Raw genomic sequence first — 17,925 nt, 5'->3', positions numbered from 1 at the left:
TTTGCGGCGTGAATAGGTTGCCATAAGACCGTTAAGTCAACATCTAAGCCTGATAAACAGGCCACTTAAGGAAGACCGATGCGTAACTTCGCTAAAATGATGGGAATGGCAGTACTGGTCGCCGGTCTGGCGGCGTGTGACGGTAAAACTACTGACGCTCCGGCAGCGGATAAAGCAGCAGCCGCGGCGACAACCACCGCGCCAGTCAGCCTGCTGGATGGAAAAGTCACCTTCTCCCTGCCGCAGGGAATGAGCGACCAGAGCGGTAAGCTGGGCACTCAGGCAAACAATATGCACGTGTACGCCGACAGCACAGGTCAGAAAGCGGTGATTGTGATCCTCGGAGATAACACTACCGAATCACTGGAAACGCTGACTGCCCGTTTGCAGGATCAGCAAAAAGCCCGCGATACCAACCTGCAAGTCGTGACGAACAAATCGATTCAGGTTAACGGCCAGACGATGCAACAGTACGACAGCGTGATCACCTCTGCCGGTCAGAAAGCTTATTCGTCTATCGTGCTGGGCAAAGTAGACAGCCATCTGCTGACGCTGCAAATTACCCTGCCGGCTGACAATCAGCAACAGGCGCAGGCGGATGCTGAAGCTATTATTAATACCCTGAAAGTTCAGTAATTTTTGCTTTCAGCGGCACTCTCAGGCGGAGCTTTGGCTCCGCTTTTTTGTTGCTGATCTGCCAGGTTTGGCACCTCAACGCGTTGCCCACACCGTTAAAATGGGTTTTTTCGCTCACATTCGAAGGGAAACGCGCGCGATCACGTTAACGGCCGGGATACCCATCAAAAATGTGATTCAACCACAGATTCCGCCCTTCTGACGTTTCATTTTGTTACTCAATATCGCAAAATCCGCCTCCTTAGTCATAAAACTGTAACAATTCTGTCATCTATCACAGTTCATAGGCGCTCTGCCCGTTAGCATGATGTTCGTTTTGGAACATAACGGCACTGCCCTTTGTCAGTGGCTCATGATGAGTCAGACCTGATTTATGCCATTGGAGGCATGTATGCTCAGTATCTTCAAACCCGCGCCACACAAAGCGCCCGTGGATGAAAGCCACGTCGATCCGCTCTACCGCCGTCTCCGCTGGCAAATCTTCATGGGGATTTTCTTCGGTTACGCGGCTTACTATCTGGTGCGCAAAAACTTCGCACTGGCCATGCCTTATCTCATCGACCAGGGCTTTTCGCGCGGCGATCTGGGTTTTGCGCTTTCCGGGATTTCCATCGCTTACGGTATCTCGAAATTCATTATGGGCTCGGTCTCTGACCGCTCTAATCCCCGCGTCTTCCTGCCTGCGGGCCTGATCCTCGCCGCCGCTGTCATGTTGTTTATGGGCTTTGTGCCATGGGCAACCTCCAGCATCGCCATCATGTTCGTGCTGTTGTTCCTGTGCGGATGGTTTCAGGGCATGGGCTGGCCGCCGTGCGGACGCACCATGGTTCACTGGTGGTCACAGAAGGAGCGCGGCGGAATTGTCTCGGTGTGGAACTGCGCGCATAACGTCGGCGGCGGCATTCCTCCGTTGCTGTTCCTGCTGGGGATGGCGTGGTTTAACGACTGGCATGCGGCGCTGTATATGCCCGCTTTCGGCGCGATCCTGCTGGCGGTGTTTGCCTTCATGACCATGCGCGATACTCCGCAGTCCTGCGGTCTGCCGCCTATCGAAGAATACAAAAACGATTATCCGCCGGATTACGTGAAAGAATCCGCCGAGCAGGAGCTGACGGCGAAGCAGATCTTCATGCAATACATTTTGCCGAACAAACTGCTGTGGTACATCGCGCTGGCGAACGTGTTTGTTTACCTGCTGCGCTACGGCATTCTCGACTGGTCGCCTACCTACCTGAAAGAAGTGAAGCACTTCGCGCTGGATAAATCCTCGTGGGCGTATTTCCTGTATGAATATGCGGGTATACCGGGGACGCTGCTGTGCGGCTGGATGTCTGACAAAGTGTTCAAAGGCAACCGCGGCGCGACCGGCGTGTTCTTCATGGTGCTGGTGACCATCGCGACTGTTGTTTACTGGCTGAACCCGGTCGGCAATCCGGGCATTGATATGGCCTGTATGATCACTATTGGCTTCCTGATATACGGCCCGGTAATGCTGATTGGCTTACATGCTCTGGAACTGGCACCGAAGAAAGCGGCGGGTACGGCGGCGGGCTTTACCGGATTGTTTGGTTATCTGGGCGGCTCGGTTGCGGCAAGTGCCATCGTTGGTTACACCGTGGATTACTTCGGCTGGGATGGCGGCTTTATCGTGATGATTGCCGGATGTGTGCTGGCGGTTCTGCTGCTGGTATTAACCATGCTCAGTGAGAATAAGCACAAAGCGCAACTGGCGAAAAATGCCTGATTCCTACTGATATGACACATAGCAAAAAGGCACCAACGGTGCCTTTTTCATTTACTGATCAACGTACTTCACAGTCTGAATTATTCCGACAGATACATTTTGCGCAGATAATGCGGCACCGCATCGTCGGCGTTAGAACCGATGATTTCCGCATCCGGCATCGCTGCTTTCAGGCGCGGCAGGGAGCCGCTCATCAGACAGCCTTTTCCGGCCATGCTCAGCATCTCAAGGTCATTGAGACCATCGCCAAAGGCGATACAATCTTTCAGCGTGTAACCCATCAGTTTCGACACGTATTCCAGCGCATGTCCTTTCGATACGCCGCCCGCCATGACTTCCAGACAGACCGGCAGCGAGAAGCTGACGTTTACACGATCGCCCCAGCGTGCGTTGATCGCTTCTTCCAGTGGCAGCAGTTTCTCGTGATCTTCGCAGGTGAAATAGACTTTGCAGATGCCGTCGGTTTCCAGCAGACCCGGCTCGTACAGCTTGTATTTGAACACGGATTCGCGGAAGAAATCGTCCTGATCGGCGCGGTCACGGTTCATATACCAGTCGTCGTTACGGTAAACGTTGGTCAAAATATCCGGATTATTGTGCATGATGCCGAACAGATCGCGGGCAATATCTTCGTCCAGATTGTGGGAGAAAATCAGCTCACCGTCGGTGTTATGCACGCGCGCACCGTTCGAGGTGATCATATAAGCGCTGATTTCCAGATTGTCACGCATCTGCGCGACATCGATATGGTGACGCCCGGTGGCGAACACAAAATGCACATCGCGCTGCGTGAGCAGCTTGAGCGTCTCTTTCGCGAACGGGCTCAGGGTATGGTCAGGTGATAGCAGTGTGCCATCTAAATCGGAAGCAACAACATGGTACATAGCGTAGGTTCTAACCTCTGATGGAGTTGTGCGCGGCGTACCGCGGATTAATGCTGTCGCGCAAAAAAGCGCATGATAGCGTCCAGCGCCTGTGCCCGAAGGTCGTCCCGCTCGAACAGGATCTCATGGCGCGCGCCTTCAATGACCAGCGGTTTATCCCCTTCACAAGGGTGACCCGCAACGGCCATGGCCTGACAAAAAGCAAGATGAGACCGGTTATCGACTACACGGTCTTCGCTTGCCTGCAATAAAAGGACGGGCGTAGTGATTTTCTCGGCTTCTTTCAGGATATGCATCCCGGCGTCGATACCTTCACGCACCCAGTGATACGTTGGTCCGCCGACCTGCAGCTCCGGATAATCGGCGTAGTAGCGCAGATTACGGCGATAACGTTCGCGACTGTGGGTCAGACGATTGACCACAAACGGCAAAGGCCGCCAGTGACCGGTGCCGAGCGCATAACCGTCGCGACGTACCGGACGGTTTTCCGCCCAGTTAAGGATCCGGCGGGATATCCAGCCCGGCATCGGCAGATAAATGCCGGTCATCGGGGCCAGCAATGCCGCCGCGTCAAAACTTTGCGGATTTTTGGCCAGATACAGTGCCAGGATCGCACCGCCCATCGAGTGTGCCAGCGCGAACTTTTTCGCGTACTGACGGGGCGCAATCTCCAGCTGATAAAAGCGCTCGAAATCTTCAACGTAATCATCGAAGTGCTGTACGTGACCGCAGTGCGGATCGTCAAGCATCCTGCCGGAACGTCCCTGCCCGCGATGATCGACAATCATCACATCATAACCACAGTGGAATAAATCGTAGGCTACTTCGGGGTATTTTACGTAACTTTCGATACGGCCCGGTGACACCATGATGACTTTATCATGATCGGGGGAACAGAACCGGACGTAGCGGATCGGTACATCGTCTACACCGTTAAACTCACCTTCCTCACGCGTACGCCAGAAATCGAGCAGCGGCCCGGTCGCAAAGGCGGAAAACTCCTTTTCACGTGTTAACCACCTTGCGTAATTCGCAGACATTCAATTGATCCAAAATTGTTAGGCGCAGAGGAGAAAAGTGTTATTTGTGAGCTATAGCACAACTATAAACAATGGCGTATTGTGCCATAAAACAACATAAAACGTATTCAGGGAGTCTCGCAATGACACTGGACTGGTGGTTAACCTACCTGCTCACTACTTCTATCTTAAGTCTGTCCCCGGGTTCTGGCGCAATTAATACGATGAGCACCGGCATCAGTCACGGCTATCGCGGCGCGGTGGCATCGATTGCCGGGCTCCAGCTGGGATTGTCGATCCACATCGTGCTGGTGGGTATCGGTCTTGGCGCGCTGATTTCGCAATCGCTGCTGGCGTTTGAGATGCTGAAATGGCTGGGCGCGGCGTATCTAATCTGGCTGGGTATCTGCCAGTGGCGCTCTGCCGGGGCGATTGACCTGAACGCGCTGGCCAGCAGCATGCCGCGCCGTCGCCTGTTCAAACGCGCCATTCTGGTGAACCTCACCAATCCCAAAAGCATCGTCTTTCTGGCCGCGCTGTTCCCGCAGTTTATCATTCCTCACCAGCCGCAGGCTGCACAATACGTGGTGTTGGGCGTGACGACCGTGGTGGTCGATATCATCGTGATGATCGGTTACGCCACGCTGGCAACACGCATCGCGGGCTGGGTAAAAGCCCCGAAACAAATGCAGCTGCTGAACCGGATTTTCGGCTCGCTGTTTATGCTGGTAGGGGTATTGCTGGCGAGTGCGCGGAAGGTTTAATTTCTCAGAATGCAAAAAGGGTCCGCTATTTAGCCGGACCCTTTTTTATGCGCGCAATGTTCTGATCAGCGATTCACAATTAACGCGATACCGAATCCGGCAAATACCACGCCCGCTACGCCATCGATCCATTTGGCTAAACGCTGATAGCCGCGACGCATCTTCGGCAGCGCAAAGACCATGGCGACTAAAGAGAACCAGGCCAGGGTTTCAATCACGATTAACAGGAATATGGCTGAACGCTCGCCACCGCTGACGCTGTCGCCCACGAACATCGAGAACACGCTGCCGAAGTAGACGACGGCTTTCGGGTTGGACAGATTGGTCAGCAGCCCGCGCATAAAGGTGCGACCACGGGCAGGTAATGCGACGGACATGTCGGCTTCAGTGCCACCGTCCTGCTTTTTAGAACGTGCGGATTTCAGCAACTGCCAGCCCATCCAGCACAGATACAGGCCACCGCCGACGGTAATAATCTGATGCAGCCATGCCATTTTTTGCAGGATCAGATGCAGCCCCATCAGCGCCACGGCGGCCCACACGGCAACACCCAGCGTAATGCCAATAACACCCATCATCGCTTCTTTGCGCGAGCGGCTGGCCGCCGTCTGCGAGACAAAGAAGAAGTCCGGACCAGGACTCGCCAGTGCGATCATATGTACCATCGCAATCATCAGAAACAGCGTCAGCATGATTAACTCTCTGTGTTATGTGTAGGTAGTAGAATCTGTTAGTCGTCGCCGTTATCAATATGATCGCGGATCATCGCCATAAACGGTCGCCCGAATTTCTCCAGCTTACGCTGGCCGACGCCGGTGATATCCAGCAAATCGCTTGGGCTTATCGGCAGATGTTCGGCCATTTCCAGCAGCGTTGTGTCGTTAAATACCACGTACGGTGGCACATTGTTGTCATCGGCCAGCGACTTACGCAGCTTGCGCAGTTTGGCAAACAGCTTGTGATCGTAATTACCGCCGTAAGTTTTCTGGCGGGACGGGCTTTTAATCTTCAGCGTCTGAATACGTGGTACCGCCAGCTGCAAAGGGATTTCCCCGCGCAGTACCGGACGCGCCGCTTCGGTCAGCTGTAATGCCGAATGCATGGCGATATTTTGCATAATCAGCCCGAGGTGGATCAGCTGGCGTACCACGCTGGTCCAGTATTCGTTGCTGTGTTCTTTACCGATGCCGTAGACGGTCAGTTTGTCATGCCCGTATTCGCGTATACGCTGATTATTCGAACCGCGCAGCACGTCGACCACGTAACCTAATCCAAAACGTTGTCCCACGCGCGCAACCACTGACAACGCTTTTTGCGCGTCCAGCAGGCCATCGTAGCGTTTTGGCGGATCAAGACAAACGTCGCAGTTACCGCAGGCGTTCTGTTTGCCTTCGCCGAAGTAGTTCAGCAGCACCAGACGGCGGCAGGTTTGCGCTTCCGCGAAAGCGTTCATCGCATTCAGTTTGTGACGCTCAACGTCCTGCTGCGCACCAGCGGGCTTCTCTTCCAGACAGCGGCGTAACCACGCCATATCGGCCGGATCGTAGAGCAGCACCGCTTCGGCAGGCAGGCCATCACGCCCGGCGCGACCCGTTTCCTGATAGTAGGACTCGATGGTGCGCGGAATATCAAAGTGAACCACAAAACGCACGTTGGGCTTGTTAATGCCCATTCCGAACGCCACGGTGGCGACTACAATTTGCAAATCATCGCGCTGGAAACCTTCCTGCACGCGGGCGCGGGTGTCGTTGTCCAGACCGGCGTGATAAGCCCCGACGCTCAGACCACGGCTTTGCAGGCGCGCGGCGGTGTCTTCGACTTTCGCACGGCTGTTGCAGTAAATAATGCCACTTTTACCGCGCTGGTCTTGCACGAAACGAATCAGCTGATCGAGCGGTTTAAACTTCTCCACCAGCGTGTAACGGATATTGGGACGATCAAAACTGCTGACCTGAATCAGCGGATCGTTAAGCTCCAGCAGACGGACGATGTCGTTGCGGGTGGCTTCATCGGCGGTGGCCGTCAGCGCGATCACCGGCAGTTGCGGATAACGCAGTTTGAGCTGGCCGAGCGCACGGTATTCCGGGCGGAAATCGTGGCCCCATTGGGAAATACAGTGAGCTTCATCGACGGCAAGCATTGCCGGATTCCACTGTTGTAGCTGCTCGAGGAAATCGCCCAGCATCAGGCGTTCCGGCGCGATATACAGCATTTTGATGCGGCCGCTAAGGCAGCCCGCCATCACTTCCTGTTGTTGCTCACGGGTCTGGGTCGAGTTCAGGCAACCGGCTTCAACACCCGCCGCCATCAGTTGGTCGACCTGATCTTTCATCAGGGAGATAAGCGGTGAAACCACCAGCGTCAGGCCGTCCATCACCAGCGCAGGGATTTGATAGCACAGCGACTTACCGCCGCCGGTCGGCATCACCACCAGACAATCCCGGCCAGAAATGGCGGTATTGATGATCGTTTGCTGACCCGGTCTGAATTGCTGATAGCCGAAGGTATCGCGTAATACCTGATGAGCCAGCTCTTCTTTATTTATCACTGCCGCCGTAGACACTCAATTCCCCAACTGTTCAAACCACCCGGCTAAGCCCTAAAGCCACCGGGGCTGTACTGCTACACTATTCTATTATATACCCTCAATAATTCGGGCTGCAGGACGGCGGCAAGTGAGGGCATCCCGATGAACTTACCTGAGTAAGTGATCCGGGGGACCCGGCGCAGCCAACGCATCTGCAACCTGAAGTATGACGGGTATTACATCATATCGTTAAGCATGATACCCACACCCACGCGAGTTTGCTTGTGGTTGTAGTCAATCAATGACTCACCGTAACCACTGAACACCTGCGTGTAGAAGCGTACGTGCTTGGAAATCGGGTAGCTCCAGCCAGTGGTCGCGCCGCCGTAGCCGGTGTTCCAGTTGTAACGACTTTCCACACTGAACACGCTGTCGCCCCACGCATAACCGACTTTCAGACGGTAATAACCCATGTATTTGGTGATATCGCGGTTATCATCATTTTCTTCACTTTCAGGAATGCGATACCACGGCTTGAGATCTACCTGCCAGTTGCCGTGCTGTGCCATAAAGCGCGCATAGACGCGGTTCCAGCTGCGCGACGTCGGATCTGAGCGACCGTTCGACTGGTGGCTCACGCCGTATTCAGCTTCACGCAGAGTCCAGCCCAGGAAGTCGTAATCCGTTGCCCACGCCAGGAAAAGCTGCGGTTCGTAGTTAGTTTCACGGAATGGTGAAGACTGCCCGCTGTTAGAAAGCTGCCAGAAGGATTTCTGCGTATAGGATGCACCGAGCACCGAGTTATCACCGGCAATGCCGCGCCACAGCGGGAAGGCCAGGCTCAGCTGGAAAGCGACTTCGTCATGGCGCGCTTTATTTGCCCAGTCATAAGACTGTATAGCTTTCTTGTTGATATTGCTGGTGTCGGTGTAAAGCAGGTAGTTCGATTCGTAAGGATAAAGCGTGAACGGGTTATCGTGATCCTCCAACATGCTGGCAACGATGCTGCCGCGCACTGCCGGCTTATCATGCACTTCCTGTACTGTTGCTTCTTCTGCATGTCCCAGCAATGGCAACGCCAACATAGTGGCCCCGACAGCCCAAGTTTTACGCATTTTTTCCTCACCCTATAGTGTTAAATGTTTTTTTCGAATTAATGGTTTGAAATAGCCAACTACCGGCCGGTCTTCAGAAACAAAGCAGAGCATTTTACACACATATACATTCGCGCAAGAGTAATGAATAGATTTATCATGCACGAGGTGGAGTTCACTGCCCTTGGCACATAAAATCAACATTTCGTTAACCAATTGGGCGACTATAACGCTCAGTCGTTTGGATCAGGAAAACTTTCATGTCCGCGTCATCCCTCAGCCACGAAGCTGCCCTGCAGCTGATTGGCAATATTTTCGTTTATGACATGCCTTTTAACCGCGAACTCGGTCTGGAGCTTAAACGTCTCGACTGCGATTACGCGGAGCTGAAATTCGCTAATCAAACCAAACTGGTTGGCAACGCAGCACAAAAAATATTACACGGTGGGGTGATCGCCGCAGTGCTCGACGTCGCAGCCGGGCTGGTGTGCGTCACCAGTTCGTTAATCCGCCGCGACAAACCCGATCACCCATTGCTCGAAGCAGAAATGCGCCAGCGCCTGTCAAAAATGGGCACGGTTGATTTGCGTGTGGATTATCTGCGACCCGGTCGTGGCGAGTATTTCATCGCGTCAGCCAGCCTGATCCGCGCCGGAAATAAAGTCTCCGTCGCCCGCGTCGATCTGCACAATGATACCGGCGTACATATTGCGACAACGACAGCGACCTACATGGTTGGCTGAGGCGTCGAAAAAGAAATCATGCGACGTAAATCAGTTACACTCGCGACCTTTCATTCTTATTTACTTCAGGTACCCACATGGATGCACAACGTACCCGGCAAGGCGTCATTTTTGCCTTTATCGCCTATTTGATTTGGGGGATCGCTCCGGCGTATTTCAAGCTCATCAAAGAAGTGCCAGCCGATGAAATTCTTACCCATCGGGTCATCTGGTCGTTCTTCTTTATGTTAGTGCTGTTGTCCGTCAGTCGTAGCTGGAGTGACGTCCGGCGGGTACTCGCACAACCAAAGAAAGTCGGCATGTTACTCATCACCGCACTGTTTATCGGTGGGAATTGGCTGATTTTTATCTGGGCGATTAATAATAATCACATTCTCGAAGCCAGCCTTGGTTACTTTATCAGCCCGCTGGTGAATGTCGTGCTCGGCATGCTGTTTTTGCGCGAAAGATTCCGAAGTTTGCAGTGGCTGGCTGTGGTGCTGGCATTTGCCGGTGTGCTGATTCAGGTCTGGATGTTTGGTTCAGTGCCGATCATCGGGCTGGGGCTGTCGCTCACGTTCGCTTTTTACGGCCTGCTGCGTAAGAAAATCGGTGTGGATTCTCAGACCGGTATGCTTATAGAAACCCTTTGGCTGCTGCCGCTGGCAGGCGTGTATCTGTTCTTTATCGCTAACAGCCCGACCAGCAATCTGTCAGCAAATCCATGGTCACTGGATTTACTGCTGATGGCGGCGGGGATCATCACTACCATTCCGCTGCTGTTCTTTACCGCAGCGGCGGCGCGGCTGAAGCTCTCGACGTTGGGATTTTTCCAGTATCTCGGCCCGACGCTGATGTTCCTGCTGGCGGTGGTGTTCTACGGCGAAACGGTGAATACCTCACAGCTCATCACCTTCGGCTTTATCTGGGCCGGTCTGCTGTGCTTTATCACTGACGCGCTTTACACGCAGGGCCGCTTGCGTCGTGGTGTGGCGGCGAAAGCATAAACGCAGCAAAAAGCCCCGTTCAGGGGCTTTTTTATTGTCTACGCAAAAAATTACAGCCAGTTTTTACGTTTGAAATACAGGTACGGCGCCAGCCCCGCGATGATCATCAGACCAATTGCGCCCGGATAACCAAATGCCCATTTCAACTCAGGCATGAATTCGAAGTTCATCCCGTAGCTCGATGCGACCAGCGTCGGCGGCAGGAACACCACGGACACGACCGAGAAGATCTTGATAATGCGGTTTTGCTCGATGTTGATAAAGCCCATCGCCGCCTGCATCAGGAAGTTCACTTTCTGGAACAGGGATTCGTTGTGTGGCAACAGGGATTCGATATCGCGTAACACTTCGCGCGCCTGCTCCAGCTGACCTGCCGGTAAGCGGGCTTTGCGCACCAGGAAGTTCAGCGCGCGCTGGGTATCCATCAGACACAAACGCACTTTCCAGCCGATATCTTCCAACTCCGCCAGCGTAGACAGCGCGGCGTCATATTCGTCGCCCTGATGCCCTTCCATGATCACGCGGCTGAGTTTTTCCAGATCGCTGTAGATATTTTCGATTTCATCCGCCAGCTGTTCGATTTTGGTTTCGAACAAATCCAGCAGCAGCTCGTAAGCGTTGCCATCGACCAGCGTCTGGTTTCTCGCGCGCATACGATAAAGACGAAACGCCGGTAACTCGCGCTCGCGCAGGGTGTAGAGACGACCTTCACGCACGGTAAATGCCACAGTGCTGTTGCCCGCGTGGTCTTCGGCATCTTCATAATAAAAGAAGGAGTGAATGTGCAGGCCGTCTTCGTCTTCGAAGAAACGTGCAGAGGCTTCGATGTCATCCAGTTCGGGACGCGTCGCCAGGCTTTGCCCTAATTCATGTTGAACGCGCTCGCGCTCTTGCTCATCAGGCTCGACCAAATCAACCCACAATGAGGTTTTGAGATCGTCTGCCTCGTCCAGCTCTAAACGGGATAAGCGGCTGTTTTCTAATTTAAAAGCACTCAGCATGTGCCCGTTCTCCCAAGAATGACAGAAAGTGGACAACGCGTTGAAGCACAGAAAATCACGAGGCGAAAAGAGTCACCGGCGTAATTCAGACCAAATTCAGATCCGACTCACAGCGACAGAACGGGGGTCGCTGACAACCACTAAGGCCATCAGCAAAGAGGAGGGCCTTAGAAGTGGTACCTAACGAACAGGTTATTGAGCCAGTATCTACTGGGTGTGTCCAAGGCGCAGTTCCTCATTGATAATAGTGCGCGCATGTTACGCCGAGAAGAAAAAGACTGTCAACCGCGAACAAATCTATTCCCGCAACATTTATGCATAAAATACAGTCGATGTTGGCAACCTTTGCCCGCTTATGTCAGAACCCTTTTTTGGCTACACTCAGAGGCCTGACTCCCTTTCTATTTCTGAAGCCAAAAATGATTAAGCAGATTACCCAAGACACGCTGTGCGACCTGATCACTCAGGCCGCGCATTCACCGCGACTGCGCCAGAATCTGAACATCCACCCTGCCCCGGAAGATGAGGTACAACGTCTGGCGATCGCCATGGAACCGGGCACTTATGTGCGCATTCACCGCCACCCGCACACATGGGAAATGCTGACCGCGCTGCGTGGCCGTTTTCTGGTGCTGACTTACGATGAGAGTGGCAAGGTCACCGAACGCTTATGGCTCGGCGCAGAAACCAAACTGCTGGAAATCCCGGCCAACACCTGGCATAGCGTATTATCGCTCGATGAAGGTGCCGTGATTTTCGAAGTGAAACACGGGGCGTATCAGCCCGTTCAGGAACAGGATTACCTGCCCGGTACACCGCCAGAAGGCGACGAACGCGTGAAAGCAACGCTGGAATGGTATGCGAAAGCGGAAGTGGGTGAAACATTTAGCCTCTGATACTCTGTCGGGCAAGCGTCAGCGGCGCAGCGAGGTTGAGTCCGGCCAGCGCGGAGACACCGGAATGGACACGTAGTCCATGAGGATGTCGAGCACTGCCCGGACTCAAGATCGCAAGTAAGCTAGCTTGCGGCCTCGAGTTTAGCGTAGGCGGCAACCAGCCATTTGATCCCTTCCCCTGGGAACGCCACCTGAAGGCGGCTGTGTTCGCCGCTGCCTTCCATGTTCACGATGGTGCCTTCGCCGAATTTAGGATGCACGACGCGCTGGCCAAGTTTGAAGCCGGTATCGCTGACACTGGTTGGCGTGCCGACGCTGCGATTGCTCATCGGGCGCGAGACGTTAGCGCGCATTCGCACTTCTTCCACGCAGTCTTCCGGCAGCTCGCCGACAAAACGCGACGGCTTGTGAGAGACTTCTTTGCCATACAGACGACGGGTTTCAGCAAAGGTCAGCGTCAGTTTTTGCATCGCCCGCGTCACGCCAACATAGGCCAGACGGCGCTCCTCTTCCAGACGACCGTTTTCTTCCAGCGACATCTGGCTCGGGAACATGCCCTCTTCCATGCCGACGATAAACACCTGCGGGAATTCCAGCCCTTTTGCCGAGTGCAGCGTCATTAGCTGCGCGGCGTCCTGATTGGCGTCGGCCTGACCTTCGCCCGCTTCCAGTGCAGCATGTGACAGGAACGCCTGCAACGGCATCAGATCTTCGTCTTCGTCCTGATAGCTGAACTGGCGCGTTGCCGTCACCAGTTCCTCTAAGTTTTCGATTCGCGCCTGGCCTTTTTCACCCTTTTCCTGCTCATACATGATGAACAGGCCGGAATCTTTGATCACGCGGTCAGTCTGAACGTGCAGCGGCATATCGGCGGTTTCATGCGCCAGCGCATCCACCAGTTCAGTGAAACGTTGCAGCGAAGAGGCCGCGCGCCCCGCCAGCACTTTGTCCTGCAACAGCGCGCGCGTCGCCTGCCACATGGTCAGCTGACGGTCGCGGGCAGTGTGGCGAACCACGTCCAGCGTGCGGTCACCGATGCCGCGAGTCGGCGTATTCACCACGCGCTCAAAGGCGGCGTCGTCATTACGGTTAGCCATCAGACGCAGATATGCCAGCGCATCTTTGATTTCCTGACGATCGAAGAATCGTTGCCCGCCGTAAATGCGGTACGGCATCGCCATCTGCAATAACGCTTCTTCCAGCACGCGCGACTGGGCGTTGCTGCGATAGAGAATGGCGCAGTCTTTCAGCGCACCGCCGTTGTCCTGCCACGTTTTGATGCGGTTCACCACAAAGCGCGATTCATCGAGCTCGTTAAAGGCGCAGTACAGGGAAATTTTTTCGCCCTCACCGTCTTCGGTCCACAGGTTTTTACCCATACGACCGCTGTTGTTCTCGATAAGCGAGTTGGCGGCTTTCAGAATGGTGCTGGTGGAGCGGTAATTTTGCTCTAAACGGATGGTTTCCGCGTTCGGGAAATCCTTCAGGAAACGCTGGATATTCTCAACCTGCGCACCGCGCCAGCCGTAGATCGACTGGTCATCATCGCCGACGATCATCACATTATTGTTGTCACCCGCCAGCAGACGGATCCACGCGTACTGAATGCTGTTGGTGTCCTGGAACTCGTCCACCATCAGGTTGGTAAAACGCTCGCGATAATGTTGCAGGATATGCGGCTTGTTCAGCCACAGCTCATGCGCGCGCAGTAACAGCTCGGCGAAATCCACCAGCCCGGCGCGGTCACAGGCTTCCTGATACGCCTGATAGATTCGCAGCCATGTGGCTTCAATCGGGTTGTTGTAGGTTTCGACGTGATGCGGGCGCAGACCTTCGTCTTTTTTGCCGTTGATGTACCACATCGCCTGACGCGGCGGCCACTGCTTATCGTCGATGTTCAACGCTTTAAGCAAACGCTTAATTAAGCGCAGCTGATCGTCGCTGTCGAGGATCTGAAAATCCTGCGGCAGTTTGGCGTCCAGATGGTGCGCGCGCAGTAAACGGTGCGCGAGCCCGTGGAAAGTACCGATCCACATGCCCCCCTGACTGGTGCCAATCAGCTGTTCGATGCGGTGACGCATTTCCGCCGCCGCTTTGTTGGTAAAAGTCACCGCCATGATGGAATACGGCGAGCAGTTTTCTACCGACAGCAGCCATGCGATACGATGCACCAGCACGCGGGTTTTGCCACTGCCTGCCCCGGCCAGCACCAACAGATTGCTGCGCGGCGCGGCCACGGCTTCACGTTGTTTTTCATTCAGGCTGTCGAGCAGGTCAGAAACGTCCATAGGCACCGTTTGTCAGGATGAGAAAAGCACTCCGGCGATGAATGCCGCCATGAACGCTTTTCTACTGTGAATTTATACAGAGTAATTGATGAGGGGATTATAGCAATGCTGTCAGCGATGCCAACTGCGAAATCTCAATATGCGGTAACAGGCGGGCATCACGGATATGCATCAGGTTGCCTTCACGCAGGTTTATCCAGCACGCTTGCATTCCGCAGGCCACGGAACCCGCGACGTCTGTCGTGAGATCGTCACCCACGTGCAGGATATTTTCCAGCGGGATGCCCAGCTTATTCGACGCCTTTTTATACATGTCGGCATAGGGCTTCGCGCGGCCGTGATCGCCCGCTCGCAAAGTGAACTGGAAATACTGCGCCAGCCCGCAGGCATGCGGATCGGCATTGCCGTTGGTGACGGCCACCAGCGGCCAGCGTTCTGCGAGGGCGGCCAGCGCATTATGATTTTCTTCCGGCACATAAATCTTACTGCGCCAGTAGGCGAAGGTTTCCATAGCGGCCTTCGTGCCCTGCTTTGCATCACTCTCACTCAGCCCGGCGCGGGTCATGGCGAGCAACACTGCCTGACGCCGCCATTCGGTAACATCATGATAAATCTCGGCATCTTCTGCCAGCAATTCGGCGCGCATCAGCCGGATGGCGTCCGGCGACATCTCAGCCAGCGCGGGGTGAAAACCCTGAATAGACTTCAGCGTTTCGGAATCGGTACGGCGGATAACGTCATAATTGTCATACAGCGTGTCGTCTAAATCGAAAGTGATCGCTTCAATGCGTTTCAGCGGACGATAGAACTTCATCAGGATTTGCCTCGTTTTGCGCGGGGATGGGCGGCATCGTACACCGTCGCCAAATGTTGAAAGTCGAGGTGGGTATAGATTTGGGTGGTGGACAGATTGGCGTGGCCCAGCAACTCCTGCACCGCACGCAGATCACCACTGGACTCCAGAACGTGTGTCGCAAAGGAATGCCGCAACTTATGCGGATTGATATGGCTGTTCACACCCTGTTTTACGCCCCACTCGGCAAAGCGTTTTTGTACGTTGCGCGCTGAAATGCGGTTGCCCTGACTGGATAAAAACATCGCATCATCCTGCGGGCCAAACTGCGGACGGTGCACCAGCCAGTGCTCCAGCCAGGTGACGGCGGTGCGGCCAATCGGCACCTGACGCTCTTTGCTGCCTTTACCCATGACGCGGACTTCGCCGGAGGCCATATCGACATGTTTGCAGTCGATACCAACCAGTTCCGATAAACGAATACCAGCGCCGTACATCACTTCCAGCATCGCGCGGTCACGCACTGAAAGCGGGTCGTCGAGATTGATTTCCAGTAGCTTGTTCACTTCATCGACGTCGAGATTCTTTGGCAAATGCTTAGGTGAACGCGGCGTGGATATACCTTTAGCCGGATTGGCGCTCAGAACGCCCTGACGCACCAGCCAGTCGAGGAAACTGCGCAGCGAAGACATGCGAAGCGCCAGACTCGCCGGGCCTAAACCCGCGCGTTTGCTGCGCGCCAGCAGCATGCGGACTTTCGGCGCATCAAGCTGCTGCCAGTGGGAAATACCGATTTCAGCAGCCATCTCGATCAGTGCGTCAAGCTGGCGGCTGTAGTTGGTTGAGGTCAGCGGACTGAGCTGACGCTCAACGTGCAGATAACGCAGAAACGCCTCGACTGCGGGATACAGGGGCGATTCAGTAGGCGTCATACCCGTTCTATCCAGCGTTCCAGTAAACCGGGCAGCATTTTTGCCAACTGGTCGAGCAACACGGTGCCCATTCCCGGCTGATAGTGCTGCGGATCGCGGCTGCTGAAGATGAGAACGCCCAGTTCACCCTGCTCACCCATCAGCGATAACGCGACGGAACCGACGGCTTTCGCCTGCGGCAATAATAGCAGGAGTTCCGGGCCGTTCAGGCTGCCGAGATAATGCGGGGTTTCGCCCAGACGCTGAATGCGCATGGATTCAAACGCGCTGCGGCTGACCGCCAGATGGGTGAAATCCGACGGCGCACCGATGCGCCAGCTTTCACTGAACAGACGCACGTTCGCCCCTGCCAGACCGAGGCTGCGCGACCAGCGTTGCAGGCGGTTGAGCATATCCTGCAAACCACTGGCGGCGGCAAGCGTCGCCTGCAGCTCGATCATCCGTCCGAACAGGGATTCGTTGATCGACGCCTGTTCCATCAGCAGCGTAATTTCTTCTTCAAGCTGAGCAATCTGATGACGCTGACGCCCGAGTTGCCATTCAACCAGCGAGGTGCTGCCTTTCACCGGATGCGGTACGTGCAATTGCTCGACGCTGCGGGCATTGCGAATAAAGAAATCCGGGTTTTGCAGCAAATACTGCATCACGCTGTCGTCGTCGAGTGCTATCACCGGGTCAATCTGGTCATCAAGATTGTTCATAGATGAATAAATCCGTCGTAAACATGAGTGGCAGGTCCGGTCATATACAGCGGGTGACCCGGCCCTTGCCAGCGAATTTCGAGGCTGCCTCCCGGCAGTTCCACCTGTACTTCTTCTGCGAGTAATCCTTGCTGAATACCAATGGCGACGGCCGCACACGCGCCGCTTCCGCACGCCTGTGTTTCACCTGCACCGCGCTCGTAAACGCGTAACTTAATGTTGTCCGGGCTGACTATCTGCATGAACCCGACGTTCACGCGCTCAGGGAAGCGTTCATGGCTTTCGAGGATCGGCCCGAGAACATCGACTTCGGCCGTCAGCACGTCATCAACCTGCAACACGCAATGCGGATTGCCCATTGAGACCACACCGCAAAATACTGTGCGCTCTTCGGCGCGCAGAATATAGGTCTTTTCCGGTTTCGCGGCACGGAAAGGCACCTGCTGCGGTTCAAAGACCGGTTCGCCCATGTTCACCTGCACGTCTTCATCTTCGGTGACCGTCAGCGTCATGCGACCTGTCTGCGTACTGACGCGGATATCGCGTTTGTTGGTCAGCCCTTTGATACGGACAAAACGGGCAAAACAGCGCGCGCCGTTGCCGCACTGCGCTACTTCACTGCCGTCGGCGTTGAAGATGCGGTAATGAAAGTCTAACTCAGGATCGTAAGGTGGCTCTACCACCAGCAGCTGGTCAAAACCTACGCCACGATGGCGATCGGACAAACGGCGGATCAACTCAGGGGAGAAATAGACATTTTGAGTCACGGCGTCAACAACCATAAAGTCGTTGCCCAGGCCGTGCATTTTGGAGAACTGCATAACTGACTCCGTTTACCGCTGGTCAAATCCAGTCGCGATGATCCCTTAATGATGCGGACCCGGCAAAAACCCGCCGGAACCTCAGCCCGAGGGCTG

General features: G+C 54.7%; 17 protein-coding genes. 6 read left to right on the top strand and 11 right to left on the bottom strand.

Annotated elements, in window-relative coordinates; genetic code table 11:
- The first annotated feature begins 78 nt into the window (after positions 1 to 78).
- Positions 79 to 636 (top strand): DcrB family lipoprotein, encoded by a 558-nt coding sequence (locus ACMHLI_RS20655; protein ID WP_413531101.1) that lies wholly within the window; start codon positions 79 to 81, stop codon positions 634 to 636.
- A 391-nt stretch (positions 637 to 1,027) separates the two neighbouring features.
- Positions 1,028 to 2,380, top strand: coding sequence for a glycerol-3-phosphate transporter (gene glpT, locus ACMHLI_RS20650; RefSeq protein WP_413531100.1), 1,353 nt, complete (start codon positions 1,028 to 1,030; stop codon positions 2,378 to 2,380).
- An 80-nt stretch (positions 2,381 to 2,460) separates the two neighbouring features.
- On the opposite strand, the gene yigL is transcribed toward glpT, so the two are convergent.
- Together yigL and pldB are read right to left on the bottom strand one after the other, a co-directional pair.
- Positions 2,461 to 3,264 carry a sugar/pyridoxal phosphate phosphatase YigL gene (gene yigL / locus ACMHLI_RS20645; protein ID WP_413531099.1) on the bottom strand — a complete coding sequence of 268 codons (804 nt, stop codon included), beginning with the start codon at positions 3,262 to 3,264 and terminating at the stop codon, positions 2,461 to 2,463.
- A gap of 47 nt (positions 3,265 to 3,311) precedes the next feature.
- On the bottom strand, positions 3,312 to 4,304 hold the full coding sequence (pldB, locus tag ACMHLI_RS20640; protein ID WP_413531098.1) for a lysophospholipase L2: 993 nt from the start codon (positions 4,302 to 4,304) through the stop codon (positions 3,312 to 3,314).
- Positions 4,305 to 4,426: 122 nt separating this feature from the next.
- On the opposite strand from pldB, the gene rhtB reads away from it, so the two are divergent.
- The gene (gene rhtB / locus ACMHLI_RS20635; RefSeq protein ID WP_112165547.1) at positions 4,427 to 5,047 is read left to right on the top strand and encodes a homoserine/homoserine lactone efflux protein; all 621 of its coding nucleotides are present in this window, start codon (positions 4,427 to 4,429) and stop codon (positions 5,045 to 5,047) included.
- Between the two features lie 65 nt (positions 5,048 to 5,112).
- Here the strand turns inward: rhtB and rhtC are convergent, their stop codons facing one another.
- From rhtC to pldA, 3 genes are all read right to left on the bottom strand, one after another.
- The gene (rhtC, locus tag ACMHLI_RS20630; protein WP_413531097.1) at positions 5,113 to 5,739 is read right to left on the bottom strand and encodes a threonine export protein RhtC; all 627 of its coding nucleotides are present in this window, start codon (positions 5,737 to 5,739) and stop codon (positions 5,113 to 5,115) included.
- A 38-nt stretch (positions 5,740 to 5,777) separates the two neighbouring features.
- Positions 5,778 to 7,610 (bottom strand): ATP-dependent DNA helicase RecQ, encoded by a 1,833-nt coding sequence (recQ, locus tag ACMHLI_RS20625; RefSeq protein ID WP_413531096.1) that lies wholly within the window; start codon positions 7,608 to 7,610, stop codon positions 5,778 to 5,780.
- Positions 7,611 to 7,810: 200 nt separating this feature from the next.
- Complete coding sequence (gene pldA, locus ACMHLI_RS20620) at positions 7,811 to 8,689, bottom strand: phospholipase A (RefSeq protein WP_413531095.1); 879 nt, start codon at positions 8,687 to 8,689, stop codon at positions 7,811 to 7,813.
- A 239-nt stretch (positions 8,690 to 8,928) separates the two neighbouring features.
- Between pldA and ACMHLI_RS20615 the strand changes: the two genes are divergently transcribed.
- Together ACMHLI_RS20615 and rarD are read left to right on the top strand one after the other, a co-directional pair.
- The gene (locus ACMHLI_RS20615; protein WP_112165540.1) at positions 8,929 to 9,411 is read left to right on the top strand and encodes a thioesterase family protein; all 483 of its coding nucleotides are present in this window, start codon (positions 8,929 to 8,931) and stop codon (positions 9,409 to 9,411) included.
- Positions 9,412 to 9,488: 77 nt separating this feature from the next.
- A complete protein-coding gene (gene rarD, locus ACMHLI_RS20610; RefSeq protein WP_413531094.1) occupies positions 9,489 to 10,397 on the top strand; it encodes an EamA family transporter RarD in 909 nt (302 codons plus the stop codon).
- 50 nt (positions 10,398 to 10,447) lie between these two features.
- On the opposite strand, the gene corA is transcribed toward rarD, so the two are convergent.
- A complete protein-coding gene (corA, locus tag ACMHLI_RS20605) occupies positions 10,448 to 11,398 on the bottom strand; it encodes a magnesium/cobalt transporter CorA (protein WP_112165536.1) in 951 nt (316 codons plus the stop codon).
- Between the two features lie 419 nt (positions 11,399 to 11,817).
- Between corA and ACMHLI_RS20600 the strand changes: the two genes are divergently transcribed.
- Positions 11,818 to 12,294, top strand: coding sequence for a WbuC family cupin fold metalloprotein (locus ACMHLI_RS20600; RefSeq protein ID WP_413531093.1), 477 nt, complete (start codon positions 11,818 to 11,820; stop codon positions 12,292 to 12,294).
- Between the two features lie 122 nt (positions 12,295 to 12,416).
- On the opposite strand, the gene uvrD is transcribed toward ACMHLI_RS20600, so the two are convergent.
- The 5 genes from uvrD to dapF all read right to left on the bottom strand — a co-directional run bounded on the left by uvrD (position 12,417) and on the right by dapF (position 17,829).
- Positions 12,417 to 14,582, bottom strand: a complete 2,166-nt coding sequence (gene uvrD / locus ACMHLI_RS20595; RefSeq protein WP_413531092.1) for a DNA helicase II — start codon at positions 14,580 to 14,582, stop codon at positions 12,417 to 12,419.
- Between the two features lie 97 nt (positions 14,583 to 14,679).
- On the bottom strand, positions 14,680 to 15,396 hold the full coding sequence (gene yigB, locus ACMHLI_RS20590; protein WP_413531091.1) for a 5-amino-6-(5-phospho-D-ribitylamino)uracil phosphatase YigB: 717 nt from the start codon (positions 15,394 to 15,396) through the stop codon (positions 14,680 to 14,682).
- Positions 15,396 to 16,307 carry a tyrosine recombinase XerC gene (xerC, locus tag ACMHLI_RS20585; RefSeq protein ID WP_413531090.1) on the bottom strand — a complete coding sequence of 304 codons (912 nt, stop codon included), beginning with the start codon at positions 16,305 to 16,307 and terminating at the stop codon, positions 15,396 to 15,398. Before xerC ends, yigB begins: the two co-directional genes overlap by 1 nt.
- Complete coding sequence (locus ACMHLI_RS20580) at positions 16,304 to 17,008, bottom strand: DUF484 domain-containing protein (RefSeq protein WP_112165523.1); 705 nt, start codon at positions 17,006 to 17,008, stop codon at positions 16,304 to 16,306. Before ACMHLI_RS20580 ends, xerC begins: the two co-directional genes overlap by 4 nt.
- Complete coding sequence (dapF, locus tag ACMHLI_RS20575) at positions 17,005 to 17,829, bottom strand: diaminopimelate epimerase (protein WP_413531089.1); 825 nt, start codon at positions 17,827 to 17,829, stop codon at positions 17,005 to 17,007. Before dapF ends, ACMHLI_RS20580 begins: the two co-directional genes overlap by 4 nt.
- Positions 17,830 to 17,925: the final 96 nt, after the last annotated feature.

The sequence above is a fragment of the Rahnella inusitata genome (assembly GCF_965118895.1).
GTDB classification, from domain to species: domain Bacteria; phylum Pseudomonadota; class Gammaproteobacteria; order Enterobacterales; family Enterobacteriaceae; genus Rahnella; species Rahnella inusitata_A.
This window is presented reverse-complemented; position numbering and strand designations above follow the sequence as displayed.

What these genes read in the sequence shown, in the direction of transcription:
- rhtB (WP_112165547.1), top strand. Translation starts at nt 4,427, where the DNA reads ATGACACTGGACTGGTGGTTAACCTACCTGCTCACTACTTCTATCTTA.
- dapF (WP_413531089.1), bottom strand. Translation starts at nt 17,829, where the DNA reads ATGCAGTTCTCCAAAATGCACGGCCTGGGCAACGACTTTATGGTTGTT.
- pldB (WP_413531098.1), bottom strand. Translation starts at nt 4,304, where the DNA reads ATGTCTGCGAATTACGCAAGGTGGTTAACACGTGAAAAGGAGTTTTCC.
- ACMHLI_RS20615 (WP_112165540.1), top strand. Translation starts at nt 8,929, where the DNA reads ATGTCCGCGTCATCCCTCAGCCACGAAGCTGCCCTGCAGCTGATTGGC.
- pldA (WP_413531095.1), bottom strand. Translation starts at nt 8,689, where the DNA reads ATGCGTAAAACTTGGGCTGTCGGGGCCACTATGTTGGCGTTGCCATTG.
- rhtC (WP_413531097.1), bottom strand. Translation starts at nt 5,739, where the DNA reads ATGCTGACGCTGTTTCTGATGATTGCGATGGTACATATGATCGCACTG.
- glpT (WP_413531100.1), top strand. Translation starts at nt 1,028, where the DNA reads ATGCTCAGTATCTTCAAACCCGCGCCACACAAAGCGCCCGTGGATGAA.
- yigL (WP_413531099.1), bottom strand. Translation starts at nt 3,264, where the DNA reads ATGTACCATGTTGTTGCTTCCGATTTAGATGGCACACTGCTATCACCT.
- rarD (WP_413531094.1), top strand. Translation starts at nt 9,489, where the DNA reads ATGGATGCACAACGTACCCGGCAAGGCGTCATTTTTGCCTTTATCGCC.
- ACMHLI_RS20600 (WP_413531093.1), top strand. Translation starts at nt 11,818, where the DNA reads ATGATTAAGCAGATTACCCAAGACACGCTGTGCGACCTGATCACTCAG.
- ACMHLI_RS20580 (WP_112165523.1), bottom strand. Translation starts at nt 17,008, where the DNA reads ATGAACAATCTTGATGACCAGATTGACCCGGTGATAGCACTCGACGAC.
- yigB (WP_413531091.1), bottom strand. Translation starts at nt 15,396, where the DNA reads ATGAAGTTCTATCGTCCGCTGAAACGCATTGAAGCGATCACTTTCGAT.
- ACMHLI_RS20655 (WP_413531101.1), top strand. Translation starts at nt 79, where the DNA reads ATGCGTAACTTCGCTAAAATGATGGGAATGGCAGTACTGGTCGCCGGT.
- uvrD (WP_413531092.1), bottom strand. Translation starts at nt 14,582, where the DNA reads ATGGACGTTTCTGACCTGCTCGACAGCCTGAATGAAAAACAACGTGAA.
- corA (WP_112165536.1), bottom strand. Translation starts at nt 11,398, where the DNA reads ATGCTGAGTGCTTTTAAATTAGAAAACAGCCGCTTATCCCGTTTAGAG.
- xerC (WP_413531090.1), bottom strand. Translation starts at nt 16,307, where the DNA reads ATGACGCCTACTGAATCGCCCCTGTATCCCGCAGTCGAGGCGTTTCTG.